The 21,876-nt window shown below is 38.0% G+C and carries 18 protein-coding genes, 10 tRNA genes, 1 riboswitch and 1 other annotated feature; of the genes, 18 read left to right on the top strand and 10 right to left on the bottom strand.

The features are described 5' to 3' along the window. Window positions 1-58 precede the first annotated feature (58 nt). The 11 genes from FC56_RS06455 (at window position 59) to FC56_RS06405 (ending at window position 1,911) form a co-directional block, all read left to right on the top strand. Window positions 59-150, top strand: a tRNA-Ser gene (locus FC56_RS06455). Between the two features lie 12 nt (window positions 151-162). Continuing rightward, a tRNA-Glu gene (locus FC56_RS06450) sits at window positions 163-234 on the top strand. 6 nt (window positions 235-240) lie between these two features. Continuing rightward, a tRNA-Val gene (locus FC56_RS06445) sits at window positions 241-313 on the top strand. A gap of 13 nt (window positions 314-326) precedes the next feature. Further along, window positions 327-401 (top strand) — tRNA-Asp (locus tag FC56_RS06440). Window positions 402-458: 57 nt separating this feature from the next. Further along, a tRNA-Phe gene (locus FC56_RS06435) sits at window positions 459-531 on the top strand. Window positions 532-536: 5 nt separating this feature from the next. After that, window positions 537-619 (top strand) — tRNA-Tyr (locus FC56_RS06430). Between the two features lie 4 nt (window positions 620-623). Continuing rightward, window positions 624-694 (top strand) — tRNA-Trp (locus tag FC56_RS06425). A 13-nt stretch (window positions 695-707) separates the two neighbouring features. Further along, a tRNA-His gene (locus FC56_RS06420) sits at window positions 708-780 on the top strand. A 29-nt stretch (window positions 781-809) separates the two neighbouring features. After that, window positions 810-893, top strand: a tRNA-Leu gene (locus FC56_RS06415). Window positions 894-1,029: 136 nt separating this feature from the next. Beyond that, window positions 1,030-1,719 carry a CPBP family intramembrane glutamic endopeptidase gene (locus FC56_RS06410; RefSeq protein WP_056978451.1) on the top strand — a complete coding sequence of 230 codons (690 nt, stop codon included), beginning with the start codon at window positions 1,030-1,032 and terminating at the stop codon, window positions 1,717-1,719. A 121-nt stretch (window positions 1,720-1,840) separates the two neighbouring features. After that, window positions 1,841-1,911 (top strand) — tRNA-Cys (locus FC56_RS06405). 39 nt (window positions 1,912-1,950) lie between these two features. On the opposite strand, the gene FC56_RS06400 is transcribed toward FC56_RS06405, so the two are convergent. From FC56_RS06400 to FC56_RS06390, 3 genes are all read right to left on the bottom strand, one after another. Further along, entirely contained in the window at window positions 1,951-2,136 is a 186-nt protein-coding gene (locus FC56_RS06400; RefSeq protein ID WP_225425418.1) for a hypothetical protein, read from the bottom strand. A 122-nt stretch (window positions 2,137-2,258) separates the two neighbouring features. Further along, the gene (locus tag FC56_RS06395) at window positions 2,259-2,609 is read right to left on the bottom strand and encodes a hypothetical protein (RefSeq protein ID WP_147649699.1); all 351 of its coding nucleotides are present in this window, start codon (window positions 2,607-2,609) and stop codon (window positions 2,259-2,261) included. 107 nt (window positions 2,610-2,716) lie between these two features. Further along, a complete protein-coding gene (locus tag FC56_RS06390; RefSeq protein WP_056978449.1) occupies window positions 2,717-3,424 on the bottom strand; it encodes a hypothetical protein in 708 nt (235 codons plus the stop codon). Between the two features lie 113 nt (window positions 3,425-3,537). Then, a riboswitch (SMK box riboswitch) is annotated at window positions 3,538-3,620 on the top strand. On the opposite strand from FC56_RS06390, the gene metK reads away from it, so the two are divergent. Together metK and FC56_RS06380 are read left to right on the top strand one after the other, a co-directional pair. Then, complete coding sequence (gene metK / locus FC56_RS06385) at window positions 3,618-4,808, top strand: methionine adenosyltransferase (protein WP_056978448.1); 1,191 nt, start codon at window positions 3,618-3,620, stop codon at window positions 4,806-4,808. Its footprint overlaps the riboswitch before it by 3 nt. Window positions 4,809-4,853: 45 nt before the next feature. Further along, complete coding sequence (locus FC56_RS06380) at window positions 4,854-6,323, top strand: MDR family MFS transporter (protein ID WP_056978447.1); 1,470 nt, start codon at window positions 4,854-4,856, stop codon at window positions 6,321-6,323. A gap of 40 nt (window positions 6,324-6,363) precedes the next feature. On the opposite strand, the gene FC56_RS06375 is transcribed toward FC56_RS06380, so the two are convergent. Continuing rightward, window positions 6,364-6,996 carry a phosphatase PAP2 family protein gene (locus FC56_RS06375; protein WP_056978446.1) on the bottom strand — a complete coding sequence of 211 codons (633 nt, stop codon included), beginning with the start codon at window positions 6,994-6,996 and terminating at the stop codon, window positions 6,364-6,366. Between the two features lie 97 nt (window positions 6,997-7,093). Next, window positions 7,094-7,287 (top strand) — a binding site (T-box leader). A 57-nt stretch (window positions 7,288-7,344) separates the two neighbouring features. Here FC56_RS06375 and leuS point away from each other — a divergent pair. Beyond that, window positions 7,345-9,768 (top strand): leucine--tRNA ligase, encoded by a 2,424-nt coding sequence (leuS, locus tag FC56_RS06370; RefSeq protein WP_056978445.1) that lies wholly within the window; start codon window positions 7,345-7,347, stop codon window positions 9,766-9,768. 39 nt (window positions 9,769-9,807) lie between these two features. On the opposite strand, the gene FC56_RS06365 is transcribed toward leuS, so the two are convergent. Beyond that, on the bottom strand, window positions 9,808-10,731 hold the full coding sequence (locus FC56_RS06365) for an alpha/beta hydrolase (RefSeq protein WP_056978444.1): 924 nt from the start codon (window positions 10,729-10,731) through the stop codon (window positions 9,808-9,810). After that, window positions 10,732-11,751 carry an acyltransferase family protein gene (locus FC56_RS06360; RefSeq protein ID WP_225425417.1) on the bottom strand — a complete coding sequence of 340 codons (1,020 nt, stop codon included), beginning with the start codon at window positions 11,749-11,751 and terminating at the stop codon, window positions 10,732-10,734. A gap of 204 nt (window positions 11,752-11,955) precedes the next feature. Here FC56_RS06360 and FC56_RS06355 point away from each other — a divergent pair, with 204 nt between their 5' ends. Then, window positions 11,956-13,611: a putative polysaccharide biosynthesis protein gene (locus FC56_RS06355; RefSeq protein WP_056978462.1), complete on the top strand. Its 1,656-nt coding sequence runs from the start codon at window positions 11,956-11,958 to the stop codon at window positions 13,609-13,611. 36 nt (window positions 13,612-13,647) lie between these two features. On the opposite strand, the gene FC56_RS06350 is transcribed toward FC56_RS06355, so the two are convergent. Further along, entirely contained in the window at window positions 13,648-14,475 is an 828-nt protein-coding gene (locus tag FC56_RS06350) for an NAD(P)H-hydrate dehydratase (protein WP_187116932.1), read from the bottom strand. Between the two features lie 108 nt (window positions 14,476-14,583). Between FC56_RS06350 and pepV the strand changes: the two genes are divergently transcribed. Both pepV and FC56_RS06340 read left to right on the top strand, forming a co-directional pair. After that, window positions 14,584-15,987: a dipeptidase PepV gene (gene pepV, locus FC56_RS06345; protein ID WP_056978442.1), complete on the top strand. Its 1,404-nt coding sequence runs from the start codon at window positions 14,584-14,586 to the stop codon at window positions 15,985-15,987. A 19-nt stretch (window positions 15,988-16,006) separates the two neighbouring features. Next, window positions 16,007-16,495 carry a universal stress protein gene (locus FC56_RS06340; RefSeq protein ID WP_225425416.1) on the top strand — a complete coding sequence of 163 codons (489 nt, stop codon included), beginning with the start codon at window positions 16,007-16,009 and terminating at the stop codon, window positions 16,493-16,495. 32 nt (window positions 16,496-16,527) lie between these two features. Here FC56_RS06340 and FC56_RS06335 read toward each other — a convergent pair whose 3' ends face one another. Next, window positions 16,528-17,160, bottom strand: a complete 633-nt coding sequence (locus FC56_RS06335) for a deoxynucleoside kinase (RefSeq protein WP_054671860.1) — start codon at window positions 17,158-17,160, stop codon at window positions 16,528-16,530. A gap of 445 nt (window positions 17,161-17,605) precedes the next feature. Between FC56_RS06335 and FC56_RS06330 the strand changes: the two genes are divergently transcribed. Next, on the top strand, window positions 17,606-18,376 hold the full coding sequence (locus FC56_RS06330) for a Cof-type HAD-IIB family hydrolase (RefSeq protein WP_054671863.1): 771 nt from the start codon (window positions 17,606-17,608) through the stop codon (window positions 18,374-18,376). A gap of 51 nt (window positions 18,377-18,427) precedes the next feature. Here the strand turns inward: FC56_RS06330 and pgmB are convergent, their stop codons facing one another. Beyond that, window positions 18,428-19,099: a beta-phosphoglucomutase gene (gene pgmB, locus FC56_RS06325; RefSeq protein ID WP_056978440.1), complete on the bottom strand. Its 672-nt coding sequence runs from the start codon at window positions 19,097-19,099 to the stop codon at window positions 18,428-18,430. A 16-nt stretch (window positions 19,100-19,115) separates the two neighbouring features. Next, a complete protein-coding gene (locus FC56_RS06320) occupies window positions 19,116-21,833 on the bottom strand; it encodes a glycoside hydrolase family 65 protein (protein ID WP_056978439.1) in 2,718 nt (905 codons plus the stop codon). Window positions 21,834-21,876: the final 43 nt, after the last annotated feature.

Raw genomic sequence — 21,876 nt, 5'->3', positions numbered from 1 at the left:
TAGAGCACCTGACTGTTAATCAGGTTGTCGACGGTTCGAGCCCGCCTGCCGGAGTTATGGAGAGTTGTCCGAGTTGGCCGAAGGAGCATCACTGGAAATGATGTAAACGGGCATAAACCTGTTTCAAGGGTTCGAATCCCTTACTCTCCGTAAGATATGTATGACCCGTTGGTCAAGTGGTTAAGACACCGCCCTTTCACGGCGGTAACATGGGTTCAAATCCCGTACGGGTCACTTTTTGGAGGATTAGCTCAGCTGGGAGAGCATCTGCCTTACAAGCAGGGGGTCACAGGTTCGAACCCTGTATCCTCCATTTCATTTCAATTGGTCCGTTGGTCTAGTTGGTTTAGGACGCCTGCCTGTCACGCAGGAGATCACGAGTTCGAGTCTCGTACGGACCGTTGTTATGTATTTACAATTGAATACACAACTTTTAGCATTATGCATAAATGGAAATTGGCTCGGTAGCTCAGTTGGTAGAGCAATGGATTGAAGCTCCATGTGTCGGCAGTTCGATTCTGTCCCGCGCCATTTATGGAGGGGTAGCGAAGTCTGGCTAAACGCGACGGACTGTAAATCCGTTCCTTCGGGTTCAGTGGTTCGAATCCACTCCTCTCCATTTTAGGGATATAGTTTAATGGTAGAACTACGGTCTCCAAAACCGTCAGTGTGGGTTCAACTCCTACTATCCCTGTTATAATGTTTTGGCGGTATTGGTGAAGTGGTTAACACATCGGTTTGTGGATCCGACACGCGTGGGTTCGATTCCCACATACCGCCCTTGGATATTATATCCATTATAGTTTTATGCCGGAGTGGCGGAATTGGCAGACGCGCTGGACTCAAAATCCAGTGTCCTCGCGGACGTGTGGGTTCGAACCCCACCTCCGGTATAAATTTTATTAAAGAACTTACATTAATTTATGTAAGTTCTTTTTTTGTGAGTCAAATTAAGTGTAATTTAATTTGACTATGTTAGAATTAATATTTGTTAATAGTATTAATTATAAATACATAGGGGGATTAGGTATGACAAAAAATTTTAGTCTGAAAAAGAAACTGATCATGGCTTTGGTTTCGGTTTTAGTAGTTACGTTTGAATTTACTGGGGGGAAGTTATTAGTAGGTGTTGTATCTGGTGATTTGGCAAGAGCACTAGCTAGCGACGCAATTTATTTGGTGGCATTTTTAATTTTAGTCTGGATGTATCGAGATGTCTTAAAGGCCGATTGGAAAGTATATTGGAAACACATCTGGCGTAACTTAGTTTTAGCATTAATAGCATGGGCAATAATAAAAGTTGGATTAGAAGGTATTCGTTGGGCGATGACTCAAGTCGGATTATCCGTATCAGCAGTGATTATGCCCGCTTCTACTTCGATAAATGATATTAAAACTATTCAAATTGTTAGCAGCCTGGCACCGCTTTTAGCTCCATTCTCCGAAGAAATTATGTTTAGAGGAACGTTATTTTACCAGTGGACTAATTCCAAAATAGCGGGCCCTATTATGTTTATTGTATCGTCCATAGCGTTTGGATTGGTTCATTGGAATAGTTTTAATGGACAAATTATTTCTATGATTCCTTATATGTTCATGGGAGCTTTTTTTGCATTTATCTACTGGAAGAGTGGTAATATTTGGCACAATATTATGGCTCATCTTTTCTTTAACTCTTATCCGATTCTTATGGCTCTTTATGGGTTGTTCACAATGTAAACTAAAAGCTGACTGTTGGCAGTCGGCTTTTTTGATTGTACCCAATGACCTTTAAAAAACGTTTTAAAACTCTTGTTTACCGAATTCATTTATGGTAAGCTATCTATTGTGCTTATAAAGTGGCGGTATAGCCAAGTGGTAAGGCAGAGGTCTGCAAAACCTTCATCGTCGGTTCGAATCCGATTACCGCCTTAAATAAAAAGACTACTAATTAAATTAGTAGTCTTTTTTTTAGTTAAATAGATCTTTTACTTTGTTCAAAATATCTGATGGATCACCTTTGATTAGATCCATAGCTTTTTCATAGCTATCTCCTAATTCATCTTTATGATCTTCAACGTATGAACGAGCTTCTTCTAATTTTCCTTGACCCACTAAATCTTTAGCAGAATCCATAATTTCTTTAATAGTCATCATCTTCACCTCTTAATAAATTAAACTGATTTAACAGCTTTATTTAAGTATAGCATTACTTATCTAGGGGGAGGTAATAAGTGACCATAAAAAAAGACAGTTAATCAAATTAACCGCCAATAACATTATGAAAGTGAAAATGACTGACCCGTTAGTTCAGACTGAGCTGCAGAAACATTTCCCCAGATCAGATCACTGTGGTCTACCACAATGAGGTCTAATTCAGATAGGGAAGCTGCTCCCAACGAATCGACTACTTTTTGATCAAAAATGTATTTATCACTGTCAGCGTTATGTAAATCTAAAAAATGTTCCGGAGTGACTGTTACATTGCAACCCGAAGCTTCCAAGCTTTTTTGTAACTGATTGCTATAATTAGCAATCAAGGCATTATCAACAATTTCGTTGCCAGTTAACGTTGGTTGTATTTTACCCGTTCGGATATCTCCAACTACACTAATAATCAAATACTTCACCGCTTTCTTACTGTATGACAAGAGGTATCTTAGCATAATAAAAGTCGGTAAAACGAAGAATTAGATTTTCTTTTGCTAATATTAATTTTATTTAGGAAATAATAAAATTATAGAATTAATGACAGCGCAAAAATTAGATTGATACAGATAGATAAATTCCACTTACTTTTTTTTAATTTAGGGTTTATTTTTCGTTCTAATAAGATGAATAGTACCATCGTTAAAAGACCAATCATAATTTGTTGAAACGTTAGACCCAGCATAATTTCAGTTAATATTAATAAACCGCCAACTGCGCCGATGATTCCCCAATTAAGTTGTTTATCAATAAAGCGCGGATATGAAAATAGCAGATTAGCAAAAATAAGGGTCACGATTAATAATAATTGAGCGTTGGTTAAAAAGTTGCTAACTATCATTCTAGTAGCTACAACAACCCCAATACCATTTACTAGGGCAAACGTAACCCACTTGGAGTAGGGATCATTAATAATGACGTCACTAGTCAATAAATCTGCTCCTACTAAATTAATAAGCAATAAGCTAATTATTAGGGGAGGCAATGTTTTAGTTAGCAAGTAAAGAGTAATTAAATAACCAATATTGGCAATTACTAGACCTGCTGGTGATTTAGCCTTAATCTGAGTAAAATTTAAAACTATCAGTAAGAAGATGCCTAATAGGCCACATAAACGGAGGTACTCGTTACCAATAATTGTTTTCCACCCGATATTGGAATAAAGCAGCCAGATTACAACCGGCAATAACCACTCTATAGTAAAAGAAGTAACTCGGATAACAGGATTCTTGTTCAAATTAATTCCCTCATTTTATTTGTAATAGTTTAATCCTACCGCAATTTTTGGCCCGGGGTCAATTGAAACCCTAATAATAGCCTTTCAAATAGACGAATTTTATGGTATCGTAAATAAGTTATGAGTTCCCGATAGGATTCACTTAACGGTGAAGAAGCCTTGTAACCTAAAAAAATAAACAGGGGGAAAACTAATGCAAGAAAGACATTTGTTTACTTCAGAATCAGTTTCAGAAGGACATCCGGATAAAATCGCTGATCAAATCAGTGACGCCATTTTGGATGCAATTTTAGAGAAAGATCCCACCGCTAGGGTAGCATGTGAAACGTCCGTTACTACTGGATTGGTGCTGGTCTTTGGTGAAATTTCGACTACTGCTTACGTTGATATTCAACGGGTAGTTAGAGATACTATTAAATCAATTGGTTACACCGATAGCAAGTTTGGCTTTGATGGTGATACCAGTGCGGTATTGGTTGCTATCGATGAACAATCACCAGACATTGCTCAAGGGGTTGATGACTCACTTGAAATGAAGGAAAGTGACCAAGATCCACTGGACCAAATTGGTGCCGGAGATCAAGGCTTGATGTTTGGTTACGCCATTGATGAAACACCAGAATTAATGCCAATGCCAATTGAACTCAGTCATAAGTTAATGCAAAAAACAGCTGAAGTTCGTAAAAATGGGGAATTAGATTATCTAGGACCCGATGCTAAGGCTGAAGTAACTGTTGAATATAATGATGCTGGTGAACCATACCGAGTTGATACGGTGGTTTTAAGTACTCAACACTTACCAGCAGCTTCACTGGATCAAATTCGACAAGATATTATTGATAAGGTAGTTAAAGCTGTCATTCCAGCAGAATTATTGGATGATAATACTAAGTACTTTATTAATCCTACTGGTCGATTTGTCATTGGTGGCCCACAAGCTGACGCTGGATTAACTGGACGTAAGGTAATTGTAGATACCTATGGTGGTTACGCTCACCATGGTGGTGGAGCCTTCTCTGGTAAGGATGCTACCAAGGTGGATCGTTCTGCTAGTTATGCAGCTCGTTATATTGCTAAAAATATCGTTGCTGCTGGTTTAGCCCATGAAGTAGAAGTACAGATAGCTTATGCTATTGGGGTAGCAGAACCAGTTTCTATCTCCATTAATACTTTTGGTACTGGAAACGTTTCTGAAGAAAAACTAACTGCAGCTGTAAGACAATTATTTGATTTACGACCTTCAGGAATTATTAAGATGTTAGATCTTCAACGACCAATTTACCGACAAACAGCAGCTTATGGCCACTTTGGTCGTACAGATGTTGATTTGCCTTGGGAACACACGGATAAGGTCGCTGAACTAAAGAAATATTTTAACAAGTAAGCTAAAAAGCGCCCATTAGGGTGCTTTTTTAGGAAGGCGGTTTGTATGCAAGAAACCAAACAAAGTAACGTTATTTTAGTAACGATTGCTTTATTTGTAGCAACTTTTATGAGTGCGGTAGAGGGGACAATCGTTTCCACTGCCATGCCAACCATTGTTGGTGATCTACACGGTGTTTCCCTGATGAACTGGGTATTTTCTATTTTTTTACTAACTAACGCGATTGCGACACCGATTTATGGAAAATTAGCAGATCAGTTAGGTAGAAAACCAATGTTTATGGTGGGGATTACCATCTTTATTATTGGTTCTGTAATGTCTGGGCTTTCCCATTCAATGATTGTCTTAATTATTTGGCGAGCTGTGCAGGGGATTGGGGCTGGTTCTATCATGCCCATTTCCAACACAATTATTGCTGATATTTACCCTCTGGAGAAACGGGCTCAAGTGATGGGGCTAAACGGAGCTGCTTGGGGGATTGCTTCTATTGTGGCTCCATTATTAGGGGGCTTCATCGTTGATAACCTGAGTTGGCACTGGATCTTCTTTATTAACTTACCTATCGGCCTATTAGTGATTGCGATGATTTTATTATTCTTTAAAGAAAATCGTCAAGTTCAAAAAACTAAAATCGACTATGGCGGTATGGTTTTGCTAACTATTTCTCTATTATCGTTAATGTATGGCTTCCAGGCCTTAGGACAAAGTCCTATTTCTTGGCCAATACTAGCGATTTGTTTCCTAGTAATGATTGTTACCATTGTATGGTTTGTTAGACACGAACGAGTTACTGCAGACCCATTGATTCCAATGGAACTGTTCGATAATCGGACGTTTGTCGTGCAAAATGTGGTAGTGGCATTAGTTAGTGGCTTCTTGATTGGTTTTGAAGTTTACCTACCAGACTGGACGCAAGGAATTTTGGGTATGAAAGCTTCTATGGCTGGTTTTGCGATAACTCCTAGTTCATTGATGTGGATTGTTGGTTCCTTTATTTCTGGGAAGCTTCTCGGTAAACTACGACCTAATCAAATTATTAACATTAGTCTTAGCCTAATCTTGATCGGGGCTATTGTGATGGTAATGTTGCCCGCGTACACTCCGTTTTGGAGTTTCCTACTGATTTCCGCAATTTGTGGGACTGGCTTTGGAATTACGGTCACTTCCACTACGATTATCGTTCAAAATCAAGTGGAAGAAAATCAAATTGGGGTAGCAACCTCTTTTAATACTCTTTGCCGGACACTAGGACAATCTCTAATGATTTCTGTTTTTGGGATTATTATGAACAGCAGTATGCTGAGGGGAGTTCGCCAAACTGATGGGGCTACTATGGGAATGATGAATAAATTAATTAATCCCCAAACAGCCAATCAATTAGCTAGCAATATGTTACCAAAGCTAAGAATGGTGTTGTATCACACTTTACACAATATTTTCTTAGTGGCATTGGGACTAATTATCTTAGCATTTATCTTTAATTTTACTGATCGTTTGTCTAAAAAGAATAACTAAAAATAAGGCCACCAACGAATTAATAGTTGGCGGCCTTATTTTATTTATTATTAACTGAAGGGGAAAATATTTTTTGACTAATCGTTAAACAGATGAAGCCAAGACACCATCCAGCAATGACGTCTGTAGGGTAGTGTACGTGAACATAAACCCGACTAAATCCAATTAAAAAAATCCAAATGATGATCAATCCAGTTAATAGATAACGAATATTTTTATTTTTTACCAGGAGGTTAAGAATCACGATTAAGCTGCCACCCAATAGCATAGCGGTCATTGCGTGACCACTAGGAAAGCTGGATGAGCCGGCTAAAACTAAGTGGTGCACTGTAGGACGTGGACGGTCAACTAAGTTTTTAACTAGATTGTTAATCCCACCAGCTATTAGAGTACTATTTACTAAAAAGAAGAGGGTAATTCTTATTTTGTGCTGCCACAGTTGTAAAACTAGAGATAATATCAAGGCAATTATAACGGTTGGGATGGGATTTAAACTGTTAGTTAATTTAATAAAAAAGGAATTAAAAAAATGTGATCGAATGGGGACGATCCCATTAATAATGGTATCATCGATAATTGAAATGTAGTTGAGTCGTAAAACCACTCCGATTAGTAAAAAGAAGAATAAAATGGTAGCAGCAGCGGCCCAGCGAGATTGCGTTTTAGAAAGCAAATTAAACTCTCCTCATATTTTTTCTTAAGTATAGCACAAAGAATCTTGCACTTATTGATTTGGTCTGATAGGATTACAACAGTAAGAAAAACACGAAAACAAAACGTGAATTAGTAGTCTAGGTGACTTTTACAGAGACCGAATGGAAGTGAAAATTCGGAAATGAGCCTGGACGAACTCGTCGCGTAGTGAATTGGTGAAATTAGTAGCCAGTTTCGGTAACCACCGTTATGGTTTGAGAGGCTCATTTGAGCACATTAGGTGGTACCGCGGAAACTATTCGTCCTATAGGAAGTTAACTTCTTATAGGCTTTTTTTGTTTTTAGTGACTAATAAAGGAGATAAATTATGGCATATAATCACGACGTCATCGAACGGAAATGGCAACATTACTGGCACGAAAATAAGACTTTTAAAACTGGTGAAGATCAGTCTAAGGACAAGTACTATGTATTAGACATGTTTCCTTATCCATCAGGCCAAGGATTGCACGTAGGCCATCCAGAAGGTTATACAGCAACTGATATTATGGCCAGAATGAAGCGAATGCAAGGTAAGAACGTGTTACATCCAATTGGCTGGGATGCTTTTGGATTGCCTGCAGAACAATACGCACTAAAAACGGGGCACAACCCTAAAGATTTTACCGCTCAAAATATTAAAAACTTTAAGCGGCAAATTAAGTCTCTAGGATTTTCATATGATTGGGATCGAGAAATTAATACTACGGATCCTAGCTATTACAAATGGACTCAATGGATCTTCGAACAACTATACAAAAAAGGCTTAGCCTACGAAGACGAAATTATGGTTAACTGGGCCCCTGATTTTATGGGTGGAACCGTTGTTTCTAACGAAGAAGTTATTGATGGCAAGACTGAACGAGGTGGTTATCCAGTTTATCGGGTCCCAATGCGGCAATGGGTCTTAAAAATTACTGCCTACGCTGATCGGTTGATTGATGATCTTGATGATTTAGATTGGCCTGAAAACGTTAAGGATATGCAACGTAACTGGATTGGACGTTCTAAAGGGGCTAGTGTCTTTTTTGAGATCCAAAACGCAGCAGATAAGAAAGTGGAGGTCTTCACTACCCGGCCTGATACTTTATTTGGAGCCACATATTTAGTATTATCACCAGAACATGAATTAGTGGACCAAATTACCACTCCGGAACATGCAGAAGCTGTGAAAGCCTATAAAGAAGAAGTAGCCAGAAAATCGGATCTAGAACGGACTGATTTAAATAAAGATAAGAGCGGGGTCTTCACCGGAGCATATGCTGTTAACCCAATTAATGGTCAAGCGGTGCCAGTATGGATTGGTGATTATGTGCTAACTTCATACGGTACCGGAGCTATCATGGCCGTACCAGCTCACGATCAACGGGATTATGAATTTGCTAAGAAGTTTGATTTACCAATTGTTCCCGTCATTGAAGGTGGCGACATTGCAGTCGAAGCTTATACCGGCGATGGTGTTCATATTAACTCTGATTTTATGAACGGAATGGATAAGCAAACTGCCATTACAGCAGCATTAGATTGGTTAACCGATCACGGTGTTGGTCATGAAAAAGTAAATTACCGACTTCGTGACTGGATCTTCAGTCGTCAACGTTATTGGGGTGAACCAATCCCAGTTATTCATTGGGAAGATGGCGAAACAACCTTGGTTCCTGAAGACGAATTGCCACTGAAATTACCAGCTGCTAAGAACATTGAACCTTCCGGAACTGGTGAAAGTCCATTAGCTAACCTAGATGACTGGGTTAATGTAGTTGATGAAAATGGTCGGAAAGGAAAACGAGAAACTAATACCATGCCACAATGGGCTGGTAGTTCTTGGTATTACCTTCGTTATATCGATCCTAAAAATGATGAAATGATTGCTGATCCAGAAAAAGTCAATTACTGGATGCCAGTAGATCTTTACATTGGTGGGGCAGAACACGCTGTTCTTCACTTATTGTATGCTCGTTTCTGGCACAAAGTTCTTTATGACTTGGGAGTAGTGCCAACTAAAGAACCGTTCCAAAAATTGGTAAATCAAGGAATGATTTTGGGGACCAACCACGAAAAGATGTCTAAATCTAAGGGTAACGTAATTAACCCTGATGATATCGTTAGTGAGTTTGGTGCAGATACTCTTAGAGTTTACGAAATGTTCATGGGTCCTATCGATGCTTCTAAGCCTTGGAATACCGAAGGAATTGCCGGAGCCCATCGTTGGTTAGATCGAGTTTGGCGGTTAATGATCGATGATAATAATCATCTTCGCGATCGGGTAACTACCAGAAACGATGGTCGCCTTGACAAGATTTACAATGAAACTGTTAAGATCGTCAGTGATGATTATGAACAACTTCACTTTAACGTTGCCATTTCACAAATGATGGTCTTTGTAAACGAGGCATACAAGGTTGATGCATTACCTATTGAATATATGAAGGGCTTTGTTCAATTGCTCTCACCAATTGCACCACACATTGCTGAAGAACTTTGGCAATTGTTAGGTAACAATGACACTATTGCTTATAGTCAATGGCCAACTTATGATGAATCTAAGCTGGTAGAAGATGAAGTAGAGTTAGTTGTTCAGGTAAATGGTAAAGTTCGTGACCATATTAAGGTTGCTAGGGATGCTGACAAAGAAACAGTAGAATCATTAGTCCGTAATTCTGATCGCTTTGCTGAAGTGGTTGGTGACAAAGAAGTTAAAAAAATTATTGTTGTGCCTAACAGAATCGTTAATATTGTGGTAGGTAAATAATAAAAAAGACTCAATTGTTTTTAACAATTGAGTCTTTTTTTATTTAACTTGCCATAAGAAAGTTTTTAATACTGAAATGACCTTAAGATTATCTATATGTTGCTGAGTATGTTGAGCCTTGGGACCGGTTAATTCAACCGTTGTATAAAAACTAACACGATCTTTAATTAGGTATCCCAGGGACTTATCAGAAACATTTGTGACAACTCCATCTGAATTGGATCCATTTTCTAAATTACCATAGATATTAATTACCCGAGCTTGCTTAGGCATTCGGTACCGAACCCTAAGTAGTTGTTCATACTCTGGATGAATGATTTTAGGTCGACCATTAGGTAGTAATTGATTTTGATTAGGGTAATCGTCCCAATAACGAGCTAGTGGTCCTGTAAGGGGCTGGTTACGTTTATGGTTGTCAATGATGCCATCATAGGGGCCAGACATTGCTATAATTTTGTTTACCCGGGGGACTTTATGATTGTTGCCGTTTAACATGTTGTAGTAAATAACCGCATACGCTCCCATGGAATGTCCCACAAAATTAATTTGATTAACGTTATACTTAGCTTTCAGTAATTTATTGACCTTAGTGAGCCATTGGGTATATTTATCTTCGCCGGCTCGATTATTGTCAAATACTAATAAAATAATAGGGTTACGCATCCATTTTTTGATAGTTCCCTGAACTTTTATATGGCCGTTAGCCGTAACGTGAATTACCATTCTCTTAGTAGCACTTCCGCTTTTTTCTACTGCAGTTACCATGTCAGTTTCGGAGTCAATACCGCCGCCCCAACCGTGAACGAACATGGTGGGAATATTGCTATTAATATAATTATTGTCTAATTGGTTTTGCTTTTGAACATGATAAAAATAAATACTAGAAAAGATTATTAATAAAATAAATCCGCCAATGGCAAAATATAATATCTTACCACGGGCGGAATTGGTTGATCTTGTCAATTAACTTGCCACCTTTACTGGTTTATGCCAAATAATTTTAATCCATTTTGCGTAAACCAATGATATAAGAAGTGGCACTACAATTGCAATAATTATTCTCAGAATTAAGGAATTTATACCCATTCTAAAACTAATATCTAAAACTGCTTTGTGCATATACATTACAAACAAGGTGTGTTGACCTAATATGTCTAGTGGCTTATAGACCCAAATAGGAGCAAAGCTAAGCCAGCGGCTCACTCCAAATACTACTAAGATAACTACAAGGGGAATAACTGTAGAATATAAACTAGGGGAAAGGGGTTTGGCGTGGATTTGATGAGATTTTAAGAAGAAACCAAAGTTAAACACGCCAAGGTGTTGTTCCCAAATTAAGAATAAAGTGAAGATTCCTAAACCAATGATTAGCCAGGTATGGGTAATCCATTCTTTAATTTGTGGGAAGAATAAATAACCAAATAACATGAAGAAAATAGCAAATAAGGTAACGTCGAAATCCCAAGGGGTGTACTTTAGGCCAAAAATATGAGGTTGTTTTTTATAACTAGCTCCTAGTAACAAGCTTACCATCATGATTCCCAGCTTGGCTTCCCGAGATTTAACGTAGGTAATAATAAAGGTGGTTACAATGGTTGCTAAAATCAAAACGTTAATAAACCAAAAGATACTTAAGTAAAGGTTTAAATAGCGTCCCCCTAATAGTAATTTGAAGTAATACTTCAAAGTGTATCTAATACTTTGATGCTGAACGAAATGTGATAAAGTTATCAAGAAAATACCAGCCGCAAAATAAGATACTAATAACGGTTTAATTCGCCTTTTAAAAAAAGGTCCCCACTGATTATCTACTACTGGTTTAATAAAAAAGCCACTAGCAACAAAGAAAATTGGAACATGCCACCAATAGAAAAAGTGATACATAGCTCCATGTGTTTCTAAAGCGTGACCGATAACTACAGCAATCATTCCGAATGCCTTAGCTAGATCAATCCAGACGATTCTCTTTTTTTCTGTGCTCACCTAAACCCATCCAATCTTAATTTAGAATTCATACCATGTTATATTTTATGTTTTATATTTCACGATCGCAATACGTTTAAATTAAATTCTTGTTAAATAAAAACGGTTTAGAGGTTTAAATTAGTATTAATAGCATTGATATTGATCGGAGTGTCTATTAAAATAGGTAAGATTGTATGAATGGAAATGAAAGTAGGAACGAAAATGAGTGAAGAGAAACAACAAACAAGTAGTTCAGAAGCCACAAGAGATAAAATGCTTTCTGGATCTGCTTGGATGACAGCTGGGAGTATGTTTTCCCGGTTACTAGGTGCGATTTACATAATTCCTTGGCGAATTTGGTTTGGGAGTTACTTCTTACTAGGAAACGCGTTATACGGATTTGGGTATAACATTTACAGTTTCTTTCTAATTGCTGCAATTGCTGGAATTCCTTCGGCGATTGCAAAGCAAGTTGCTCACTATAATGCATTAAATGAATATGGAGTTGGAGTTCGTCTCTATAAGCGGGGATTGGTACTATCAGTCTCCACCGGGATTATCTGTGCTCTAGTCTTATATTTTGGAGCGCCGTTGATGGATGGTGGCAATCCTAACGTTATTCCGGTACTACATTCATTGGCCTGGGCAATTTTAGTAATCCCAACAATGAGTTTAACTCGAGGGTATTTCCAGGGGTACCAACAGATGGCTCCTTCCGCCATTTCTCAGTTTGTTGAGCAATTAGCTCGGGTATTATACATGCTGTTGACGGCCTACCTAATTATGCAGGTTTGGCATGGTAGTTGGATTACAGCAGTTGCACAATCCACCTTTGCGGCTTTTGTGGGGGCTGTGTGTGGTTTGTTAACATTAGGCTATTACTATTGGAAACGGCGTAGAACGTTTAGATCTTTGGTAGCTAATAGTAATAATGAAATTAAAGTGCAAACTAGTCAGTTGTATCACGAAATTATCGCTCAAGCGGTGCCGTTTATTATTTTAGGGGCCGGAATCACTATCTTCCAATTAATTGATCAATATACTTTCTTTGATATTATGAGAATGGCGACTAATTATTCTAATGATGCATTGAACGATTTGTATGCATTGTTTGCGGTTAACGCTAATAAATTAGTGATGATTCCTATTTCATTGGCATCGGCTTTGGCTATTACTTCAGTACCACTGTTGTCAGTTGCTATTACTAAGGGTGATACTAAGGCAATTAAGGGACAAACTACTAATGTATTTTTACTTTTCTTATACGTAATGACCCCAGCTGCGTTAGGAATGGCAGCTATTGCCGGTCCACTTAACCGAGTATTTTATGGTCAGGCCCATCAAGCTTTAGGTGCTAATATTCTATCATTTTCAGCTATTATCTCTATTCCTTTGGGACTGTTTACTGTGTTTGCTGCGGTAATGCAAGGTCTAAATCAAAATAAACGAGCCGTTAAATACTTCTTAATTGGAACGGTAGTTAAGCTAGCGGTTCAATGGCCATGTGTTTATTTCCTAGGAACCTTTGGAGCACTATTAGCTACTGGAATTGGTATTTTAGTAGCCAGTGGTTTGATTATTAATAATTTAAACAAACAGTATGGTTTTGATAATAAATTATTAGGTAATGACTTTGCCAAAATCAGCGGCTACTCTTTACTAGTTTATGGATCAGCGTTAGCTGTCGTATACCTTTTAAACTTCCTATTAGGGTTATTTATAGATCCAAACGGTGGCATGGCTAGCTTATTAGTTAGTTTAGTTTCTGTATTAGTAGGTGGTGGATTATACGTTTACTTTACGTTGAAATACCGGGTAGCAGACGATGTCTTAGGTCCACGAAGCGAAGGATTAAGAGCTCGATTGCATATTAAATAATTAAAAAAGGAAATGAGAGAAATCTCATTTCCTTTTTTAATTGGCATATTTAGCCATGAATTGGGGAATTTGCTGACTAATCTGGTGTGGAAGGATCACGTATTGGCATTGAGCTAATTGATTAGCAATTGCACTATGGGAAAATACCGCGGCTAAAACGGCGTTGTCTTGATTAGCAAACTGAGCACAAAATCCGCCAACCATGCCAGCCAAAGTATCACCCATACCACCAGTTGCTTGAGCAGGAGTCCCAGCAGTGTTTTGGTAAATTTTAGTATCAGTGTAAATTTCAGTTTGGTGTGATTTTAAAACTACCGTAGCTCCTAACTGGTGGGCTACCAACCAATTTTGATCGGGATGTTGATCTTTAATAGCAATTCCAGAAATTCGTTGCCATTCCATTTGATGCGGAGTTAAAACGGTGTATTTAGTTTGAGGGATAATTAATCGATGGTTAGCGATTAGGGTAATAGCGGAACCATCTATTACTAGTGTTTGTTTTAAGGTAACCAACTTTAAGACTAATTGTAAAACGGTGAGCGCCTTAGCATCTGTTCCTAAACCGGGACCAATCACGATAACATCGACAGATAATACTAATTGGGTGAGTTGTTCTAGGTCATTAATATCCGCAAACATGGCCTCTGGTAACCAACTATGTAAGCTGGTTTGATTACTGGCATCAGTGATGGTGGTGGTTAAACCAGCTCCTGAGTAGACGGTAGCTAGAGAAGCCATAATGATGGCCCCGCCAAAATTGTGATTACCACCAATTAAAACTACTTTTCCATACGTTCCTTTATAACTATCTAAAGGTCGTTTACGAATCGTTTCGGTTAGAATTTGATCGGTTAGTTTAATCATAATATCCCTCCTATTATCGTTATTATAGCATCAGTTCGAATTTCTATTAACCACAAGGAGAAACGAATGTGCTAAACTAGTTTTAATAAATTATTTGGAGGATTCGATATGACACAAAATTGGCAACAATTAGCTGAAGGCTATCAAGATCAATATTTAGCAGATTTAAAAGCATTAATTGCAATTCCTAGTGTGCGTGATGATGATAACGCTACTGATCAGTACCCACTAGGCGAGGGCCCTGCTAAAGCCTTACAACAATTCCTAGCATTTGGTGAACGCGATGGTTTTGTGACTAAAAATTTAGATAACTTGGCTGGTTACATTGAATATGGCGAAGGAGACGAAACGTTAGCTATCTTGTCTCACGTAGATGTAATGCCTGCTGGTGCTGGTTGGGACACTGATCCGTTCCAATTAACGGTAAAAGATGGAATTGCTTATGGCCGGGGAACTTCAGATGATAAAGGTCCTGGGTTGGCAGCTTATTATGGGCTTAAGATGTTAAAAGACGCTAATATCAAGCCAAATATCAAAATTCGGTTGATTTTAGGAACTGATGAAGAAAGTCAATGGACTGGGATGACCCATTACTTTGAAGTTGAACCAGCTCCAACATTTGGCTTCTCACCAGATGCTGAATTCCCATTAATTAATGGCGAAAAAGGGATGGCTTCATTCATTACTACCTTTGGTACTACTAATGGCGGTGATGTAGAATTAGTTTCTTTTGATTCTGGCTTAAGAGAAAATATGGTTCCTCGAGATGCTGAAGCAACTTTGAAGACTACTAATGCTGAAGCAATTTCAGAACAATTTGAAACTTTTGTGGCTGCTAACGAAATCGAAGGCGAATCTGAACTTTCTGCTGATGGTATTAACTTGCATGTTGTTGGTAAGGCTGCTCACGGAATGGAACCTAGAAACGGAGTTAACAGTGGGACTTATCTAGCAACATTCTTGAACCAACTAGGTTTGCAAGGGGATGCTAATAGCTTTGTTAGTTTTATTGCCGACAAACTACATGATGATTCCAGAGCTAACAAGTTAGGAACTAACTACACAGACGATATCATGGGCGATTTAACTATGAATGTCGGCATCATGAAGTTTGATCAAGAAGCTGGCGGATTTATCAATACTAACTTCCGTTATCCTAAGGGAATCGGACCTAAAGAAATTATGGCAGCGTTAGAAAAAGCAGTTACAGCACTTAACGGCTCTGTTAAGCAAATTTCTGAAAAAGTACCTCATTACGTTGACCCTCAAGATCCAATTGTACAAACGTTAATTAACGTTTATCGGGAACAAACCGGCATTGCTGATGCTGAGCCAGAAGTAGTTGGTGGCGGTACTTATGGTCGCTTAATGAAACGAGGGGTAGCTTTTGGAGCGCTCTTCCCATGGACTGAAGACAGTATGCACCAAGCCAATGAATTCCAACCAGTTGCTGATTTAACTAAGGCAATGGCAATTTATGGACAAGCAATTCACGATTTAGCATTACAGTAACCACTGAAAGGCGGGGATTATGATGACAGAATCAACACTTAAGAACTATAACCGGATATTAGTAGGGGTAGATGAGTCGCAAACCGCTAGTTTAGCTGTTGACCGGGCGATTATGATGGCTAAGACAGATGAAGCTAAATTAATTATTGCCTCGGTAATTAACGACCGCGAGATTATGGGAGTTTCCAAAAAAGCTATCCTAGGATTTGGGGCGGCTACTCCTGATCAAGTTAACCAAGTTAAAGATGAAGTTACTACTATGGTTCAGCGTTATGTTCAACGAGCTAGCGATGCCGGAGTTGATGCGGAATCTGTCATTACCTTAGGAGATCCACGTGGTGAAATAGCCACTAATTTAGCTAATAAATACGATGTAGATTTAATCGTAGTGGGAGCTACTGGGGTTAATCTAGTAGGACGAATGATGTTAGGTTCAACAGCTGACTATGTTATTCGCAATGCAAAATGTGATGTTTTTGTCGTTCATGATTACCTAGAAACCAAATAAAAAGAGTCCAGAATAATTCTGGACTCTTTTTATTATCTTAATTCAGTTAAAGCATCGTCAATTTGACTTAAGACGACGTCAACATTATCTGGATTGGAAAGATCGTATTTTTGTAGGTCAACCCGAATTTTAGGGCTGACATCGTATTCATCAAACCACTTTTTATAAGCTGACCACATTTTGTAGTAGTAGTTCTTTAAACCGGGATTGTCATCGAATTGTTCGTATGAGCGACCACGTTTCTTAATTCGGTATTGAATAGTGTCAAAATCACTATCGGCATATACTAATAAATCTGGTGCCTTTTTAGGTAGTTCATCTAATTCGGTCATCATGTTGTCAAGTAACTGGAGATAAACTGATAATTCGGTATCAGTGATATTACCTTCAGCATTGTTTTCGCGAGTAAACAGTGCATCTTCATAAATGGAACGATCTAAAACGTTGTTATCATCATCTAACGCTTTTTTAATCATCGCAAATCGTTTATTTAAGAAGTAAATTTGTAACAAAAATCCATATTGTTTTGGATCTGAATAATAAAGTGGAAGAACTGGATTTTCGCCAACTGGTTCGAAAAACGCTTGTGTTCCTAAGTGTTCGGCAATTTTACCAGTTAAGGTAGTTTTGCCAACGCCGATCATTCCTGCAGTAATTATCACCATGATAGCCCCTCTTTTGTAAAAATTAACAATATATAGTGTAGCACAAATTAAGGCAGCACCATATATATAATTTAGTAATAGTTGGGGAAGTTTAAAATCGTTACTTAATTGCCGTTAAAAACAGCGAAAAATTTATTCTTAGTTAACTGTTAGAAGATTAATTATTAAAATATTCTCATTTTTAATTTGACAAATTAAGTCTAAATTTATATTCTGTAAAAAGATGGTTATTGTAATTACGGGATTGCGACCTGTTGTTTTTGTTACAAAGTCATCTTGTGCCGGATGGGCGCTCTGAGAAACGCTTATACTTGCAATATATATAATTTCTTAGTCCTTCACTTTAATCGGTGGAGGGCTTATTTTGTTTCAGCAATTCATAAGTAACAATTCTAAGATCCGATTGTAGTACAATAAGGGTAATAAACATATGGGAGGTAAGGGAATGTATCAAGCAGTTGTTTTTTTTGATTTAGATGGTACTTTTTTAGATAATGATAAGAATATTCCGGCAGAAAATATTGCTGCAATTCAACAATTAAAGCAAAATAATATTTTACCGGTAATTTCGACTGGTAGAAATATTTTTGAAATTCAATATGTTATGGATCAGGCTGGAATTGACACAATCGTTAGTGCTAATGGTAGTTATGTTCAGTACGAAGGTAAAAAGCTTAAGGCTGAAGAAATCAAGAAGCCATTACTGGAAGAATTAATTCAATTTGCTGCTGATCAGGGGGATGTATTAGCGTTTTATAATAATCGGGAGTTTGCATTGACTGCTGCCAATGAAATGACTAGGGAAAATTACCGGTTGCTACGACTTAACGCAAAGGTTGACCCAAGTTTCTATCAAACCAATGAAGTTAACTTTGTTAATGTTTTTAATTACGATAGGGACAAACTATATCAAGATAAGTTTGCTGGTCGTTTGTCGTTGGTCAGAAATAATCCTAGAGCCTTGGACACCATGAAGTGGGGTGTTTCTAAACAAACGGGGATTAAGGTGTTACTTAATACCTTGGGCCTAGAAAATGTGCCTACATATGCCTTTGGTGATCAATTAAATGATTTACAGATGTTTGATCAGGTTGATTATGCAATTGCAATGGGAAATGGTCATCCTGAGGCGAAAGCGAAAGCTGACTATATTACTGATTCTAATATGGATGATGGAATTAGTACCGGTCTTAGACATTACGGACTTATTAAATAATAAAAAAACTCCAAGAAATTTATCTTGGAGTTTTTTTATTATTTAATAAGTTTAGCCCATTGCTTTTTGAATATTAGCTAAGGTTAAATCTTTAGTAGTTGGGAAAATAATATCTGCTTCATGAAGCAGTTTAGCGGAGCCGATTCCGACGGAGGTTTCACCAGCCCCATTAATAGCCTCTACACCAGCAGCAGCATCTTCGATACCAATACATTGTTCTGGTTGGAGATTAAGTGCTTCAGCGCCTTTAATGTAAATTTCTGGATCTGGCTTTCCTTTAGAAAGGGTAGCTGGATCCACAATAGTTGGGAAGTAATCGGTTAATTCAAGTTTACCTAAAACCCGGGGACCATTTTTGGAAGCTGAGGCTAGCGCAATAGCATAATGATTAGCTTTTAAACTATCCAAAAAATCTTTGATGCCAGGTAAAATATCGTTGGGAGTCATTTGATCAACGAGAGCAAGATAATTAGTGTTTTTTTCAGTTGCTAGTTGTTCCTTTTCTTCATCAGAGTAGTTATTGGACAAGCCACCAGCATTGAGAATCATTTCCAATGAGTCCATCCGACTAACCCCTTTGAGGTTATCTTCTAGTTCCTGGGACCAGGGAGCACCCACTTTATCAGCTAGTTGGTGCCAAGCTTGAGTATGAAAACGAGCAGTATCAGTAATTACTCCATCTAAGTCGAAAATAAAACCTTTAATATCATTGAATTTAGCCATTGTTATTCCTCCAATATTATTTGTATTTAATCGTAGTGGGCTTATTTTTAGTCAAATTGTAGTTGGTATCACCTACGATTACTTGACTATTTTGACTAGCCGTGACAGTTATATTGTGATGATCAATATGATATTGATACCAAATTCCCCTTACTTGTTCCTTAAAACTAAGGTCCGTCCAATTTCGAGGAAGATGAGGGGCAATCTGGATTGTTTTGCCGGTAACATTTACTCCACCGTAATTTCTAGTTTCGATTTGCAATGTAGCTCCCATTACTCCCAAATGAATTCCTTCTGCAGTAGTTCCACCTTGAATATCATAGTAGTCAGAGAAAAGGGCGGTAGAGAACAGTTGCCAAGACTGATCCATATTATTATCAATTTCATCTAAGACCGAATAAACGATTCGAGATAATGTGGAACCGTGAGTGGTTCGATCAAGATAGAAGCGGAGATTTCTGGAATAGTAATCAGCAGGTAAGTTATATCCTAGTTCTTTGATAATAGCTTCGACATCATTCTTAGGAATTTCGTAGTAGGCCATTAAGGTATCGGCTTGCTTAGCAACCTGATAGGCGTCTGGAGTCTTACCTTCACCTTTGAGAAGGCGGTCAATTCTAGAAATATCTCCGTATTTTTGTCGATAGGCTTCAAAGTTTAATCTGGATAGTTTGAAGTAGCCTTGGAATTGTCCAATAATGCCGTCTTCATTTATGTCTAACCGTAACTTGTGGCTGATTTGTTTCATTTGGTCTTTTAATTCCGGACTAATTTCTGCTTTGGAAGCGGCGGTTTGAATAACATCAGGATTAATTTGTTGTAGTAATTGGGCTACTTTGGTAAATAACCAGGAAACCATAATGTTGGTGTAGGCGTTATTGGTTAAGCCACGTTCATTACTATTAGGATATTCTTCATGGAATTCATCTGGTCCCATTACTTCTTTAATATCATATCGATCGGCTTGCTTATCGTAGCTGGTCATGCTAACCCAGAATTGACAGATAGAAAGTAACATTTCTAGCCCGTAATCTTTCATAAATTGCTTGTCACCAGTAATATTGCAATAAGTCAAAACGTCATAAGCAACTGATATGGATACATGTCTTTGTAGTCTACTATTATCAGGATCCCATTGGTTATTTACCGGATTTAAATGGACAAATTGAGATTGTTCGTCACCGTACATACCAGACTGCCAAGGATACATTGAACCTTGTTTATTTTCCGACTGCGCATATTTTCTGGCCTCTGCCAGACGTCGGTAACGATAAAGCAGGGCTTGTCTAGTAATCTCAGGGTAGTGCAAATCATAATATGGCAGGACAAACATTTCGTCCCAGAAAATATGTCCTCTATATGCTTCTCCGTGCAATCCACGAGCCCCTACAGAAGCATCCAATTGACCTGATTGTAAGGCAGATGCTGTTACAAATAGATGGTAAATATTAACTCGGGTTAATTTTTGACTAGTAATATCATTTCCAATTTGAATATCTGAAGTGTTCCACAAATTTTTCCAATATTTAGTGCTATCAGCTAATGTATCTTCAAATGAAGCCTGGCGTAGATCATCAGTAGCAAGTTGTTCTAAATTACCACTAGACTCTAAGCTAGTAAAAATACTAACGTCTTTTGTGACGGTGTATGTTTGCCCAGGTTGAACATCTAAATCAATAGTTTGAGTAATTTTTTGATCGGTAGTAGTGGCGGTAATAGAATCAGGGGTAGCGTCATCTGCGCCATTGACCTTGGAATTGATGACAAACTTAACTTTAGATGTCTTAGTTTGCCCACTTAATGAAATTGCATTTTCATGGGCAGCCATTCCGGTAATATTTAAGTGATGTTGATCAAAATCTTGATACCGTTCAACGTTGCCATTAATTACTTGTCCGTCAATCGCTGAATAAATTTGAAGACTTCCAGCAAAATTAATGGGCTTAACTTCATATTTAATAGCAAAGCGATGCCAGTTGGTCATATTAGCAGCTTTTGTAGCTCTGATTTCTAATAGCTGTCCTGTACTCAATTGAAGATTCATTGTAGTGGTCAGGGTTCCAGTCTTTAAGTCTAGGCTTCGATAAATATCAGAAATATCTGCTGGGGTGATCGTAAATGGTTTTTGGTGATCTACGCCAAAGCTAATAAATTGACTATTAGGCAGATTAACTAGATCCTCGTTGACAACATCTCGGTCATTAATTTTGGTAGTTAATTGATTAAACATACCAGCTATGTACATTCCAGGATAGTTGTCCGTATCGGCGTTGGCTTCAACATAAGCACCACGAAGTCCAAAAAAGCCGTTACCAATTGTTAGCATAGCCTCTTGTCCGTAGTTTCGTTTGCCAGAATATTCACCGTAGTAATCTAAATGCCACTTAAGATATTCCGCTTTTTGCTGGACGGCTTTAGCTAACCCTAGCTTATCAATAGCAGTTAGACTGACAGTGGGGACGTTCAGCATGTTGGCAAGTGCTAAGCCAATATCGATTCGTTGATGGTTAATTCCAATAATCGTATCGGAAAAAGAGTAGTTCAGTGAATTTTCGATAATTGCGGCGTCAATTGGTAAACCAGTTAAAACCGATTTAATGTTTTCTAGATTATCACCAATTGAAAGCTGATTATTATAGGCGATGATAAATTTACGATATGGAGCTTGGTTATCTTTTTCTGAATAATTCAATTCCAAGATTCCATCTCGTGCTTTGATTGAAAATGTTTTCATACAATTAACCCCCTCGTTATTTAAGAAGTCAAGCCCTCTGTCA

The sequence above is a fragment of the Lentilactobacillus senioris DSM 24302 = JCM 17472 genome, assembly GCF_001436555.1.
In the GTDB taxonomy this organism is placed as follows: Bacteria; Bacillota; Bacilli; order Lactobacillales; family Lactobacillaceae; genus Lentilactobacillus; species Lentilactobacillus senioris.
This window is presented reverse-complemented; position numbering and strand designations above follow the sequence as displayed.

Bases quoted from the DNA above. Each gene is read 5' to 3' on its own strand.
- FC56_RS06410 (WP_056978451.1), top strand. From the start codon at position 1,030: ATGACAAAAAATTTTAGTCTGAAAAAGAAACTGATCATGGCTTTGGTT.
- FC56_RS06400 (WP_225425418.1), bottom strand. From the start codon at position 2,136: ATGATGACTATTAAAGAAATTATGGATTCTGCTAAAGATTTAGTGGGT.
- metK (WP_056978448.1), top strand. From the start codon at position 3,618: ATGCAAGAAAGACATTTGTTTACTTCAGAATCAGTTTCAGAAGGACAT.
- FC56_RS06380 (WP_056978447.1), top strand. From the start codon at position 4,854: ATGCAAGAAACCAAACAAAGTAACGTTATTTTAGTAACGATTGCTTTA.
- leuS (WP_056978445.1), top strand. From the start codon at position 7,345: ATGGCATATAATCACGACGTCATCGAACGGAAATGGCAACATTACTGG.
- FC56_RS06355 (WP_056978462.1), top strand. From the start codon at position 11,956: ATGAGTGAAGAGAAACAACAAACAAGTAGTTCAGAAGCCACAAGAGAT.
- FC56_RS06350 (WP_187116932.1), bottom strand. From the start codon at position 14,475: ATGATTAAACTAACCGATCAAATTCTAACCGAAACGATTCGTAAACGA.
- pepV (WP_056978442.1), top strand. From the start codon at position 14,584: ATGACACAAAATTGGCAACAATTAGCTGAAGGCTATCAAGATCAATAT.
- FC56_RS06340 (WP_225425416.1), top strand. From the start codon at position 16,007: ATGATGACAGAATCAACACTTAAGAACTATAACCGGATATTAGTAGGG.
- FC56_RS06335 (WP_054671860.1), bottom strand. From the start codon at position 17,160: ATGGTGATAATTACTGCAGGAATGATCGGCGTTGGCAAAACTACCTTA.
- FC56_RS06330 (WP_054671863.1), top strand. From the start codon at position 17,606: ATGTATCAAGCAGTTGTTTTTTTTGATTTAGATGGTACTTTTTTAGAT.
- pgmB (WP_056978440.1), bottom strand. From the start codon at position 19,099: ATGGCTAAATTCAATGATATTAAAGGTTTTATTTTCGACTTAGATGGA.
- FC56_RS06320 (WP_056978439.1), bottom strand. From the start codon at position 21,833: ATGAAAACATTTTCAATCAAAGCACGAGATGGAATCTTGGAATTGAAT.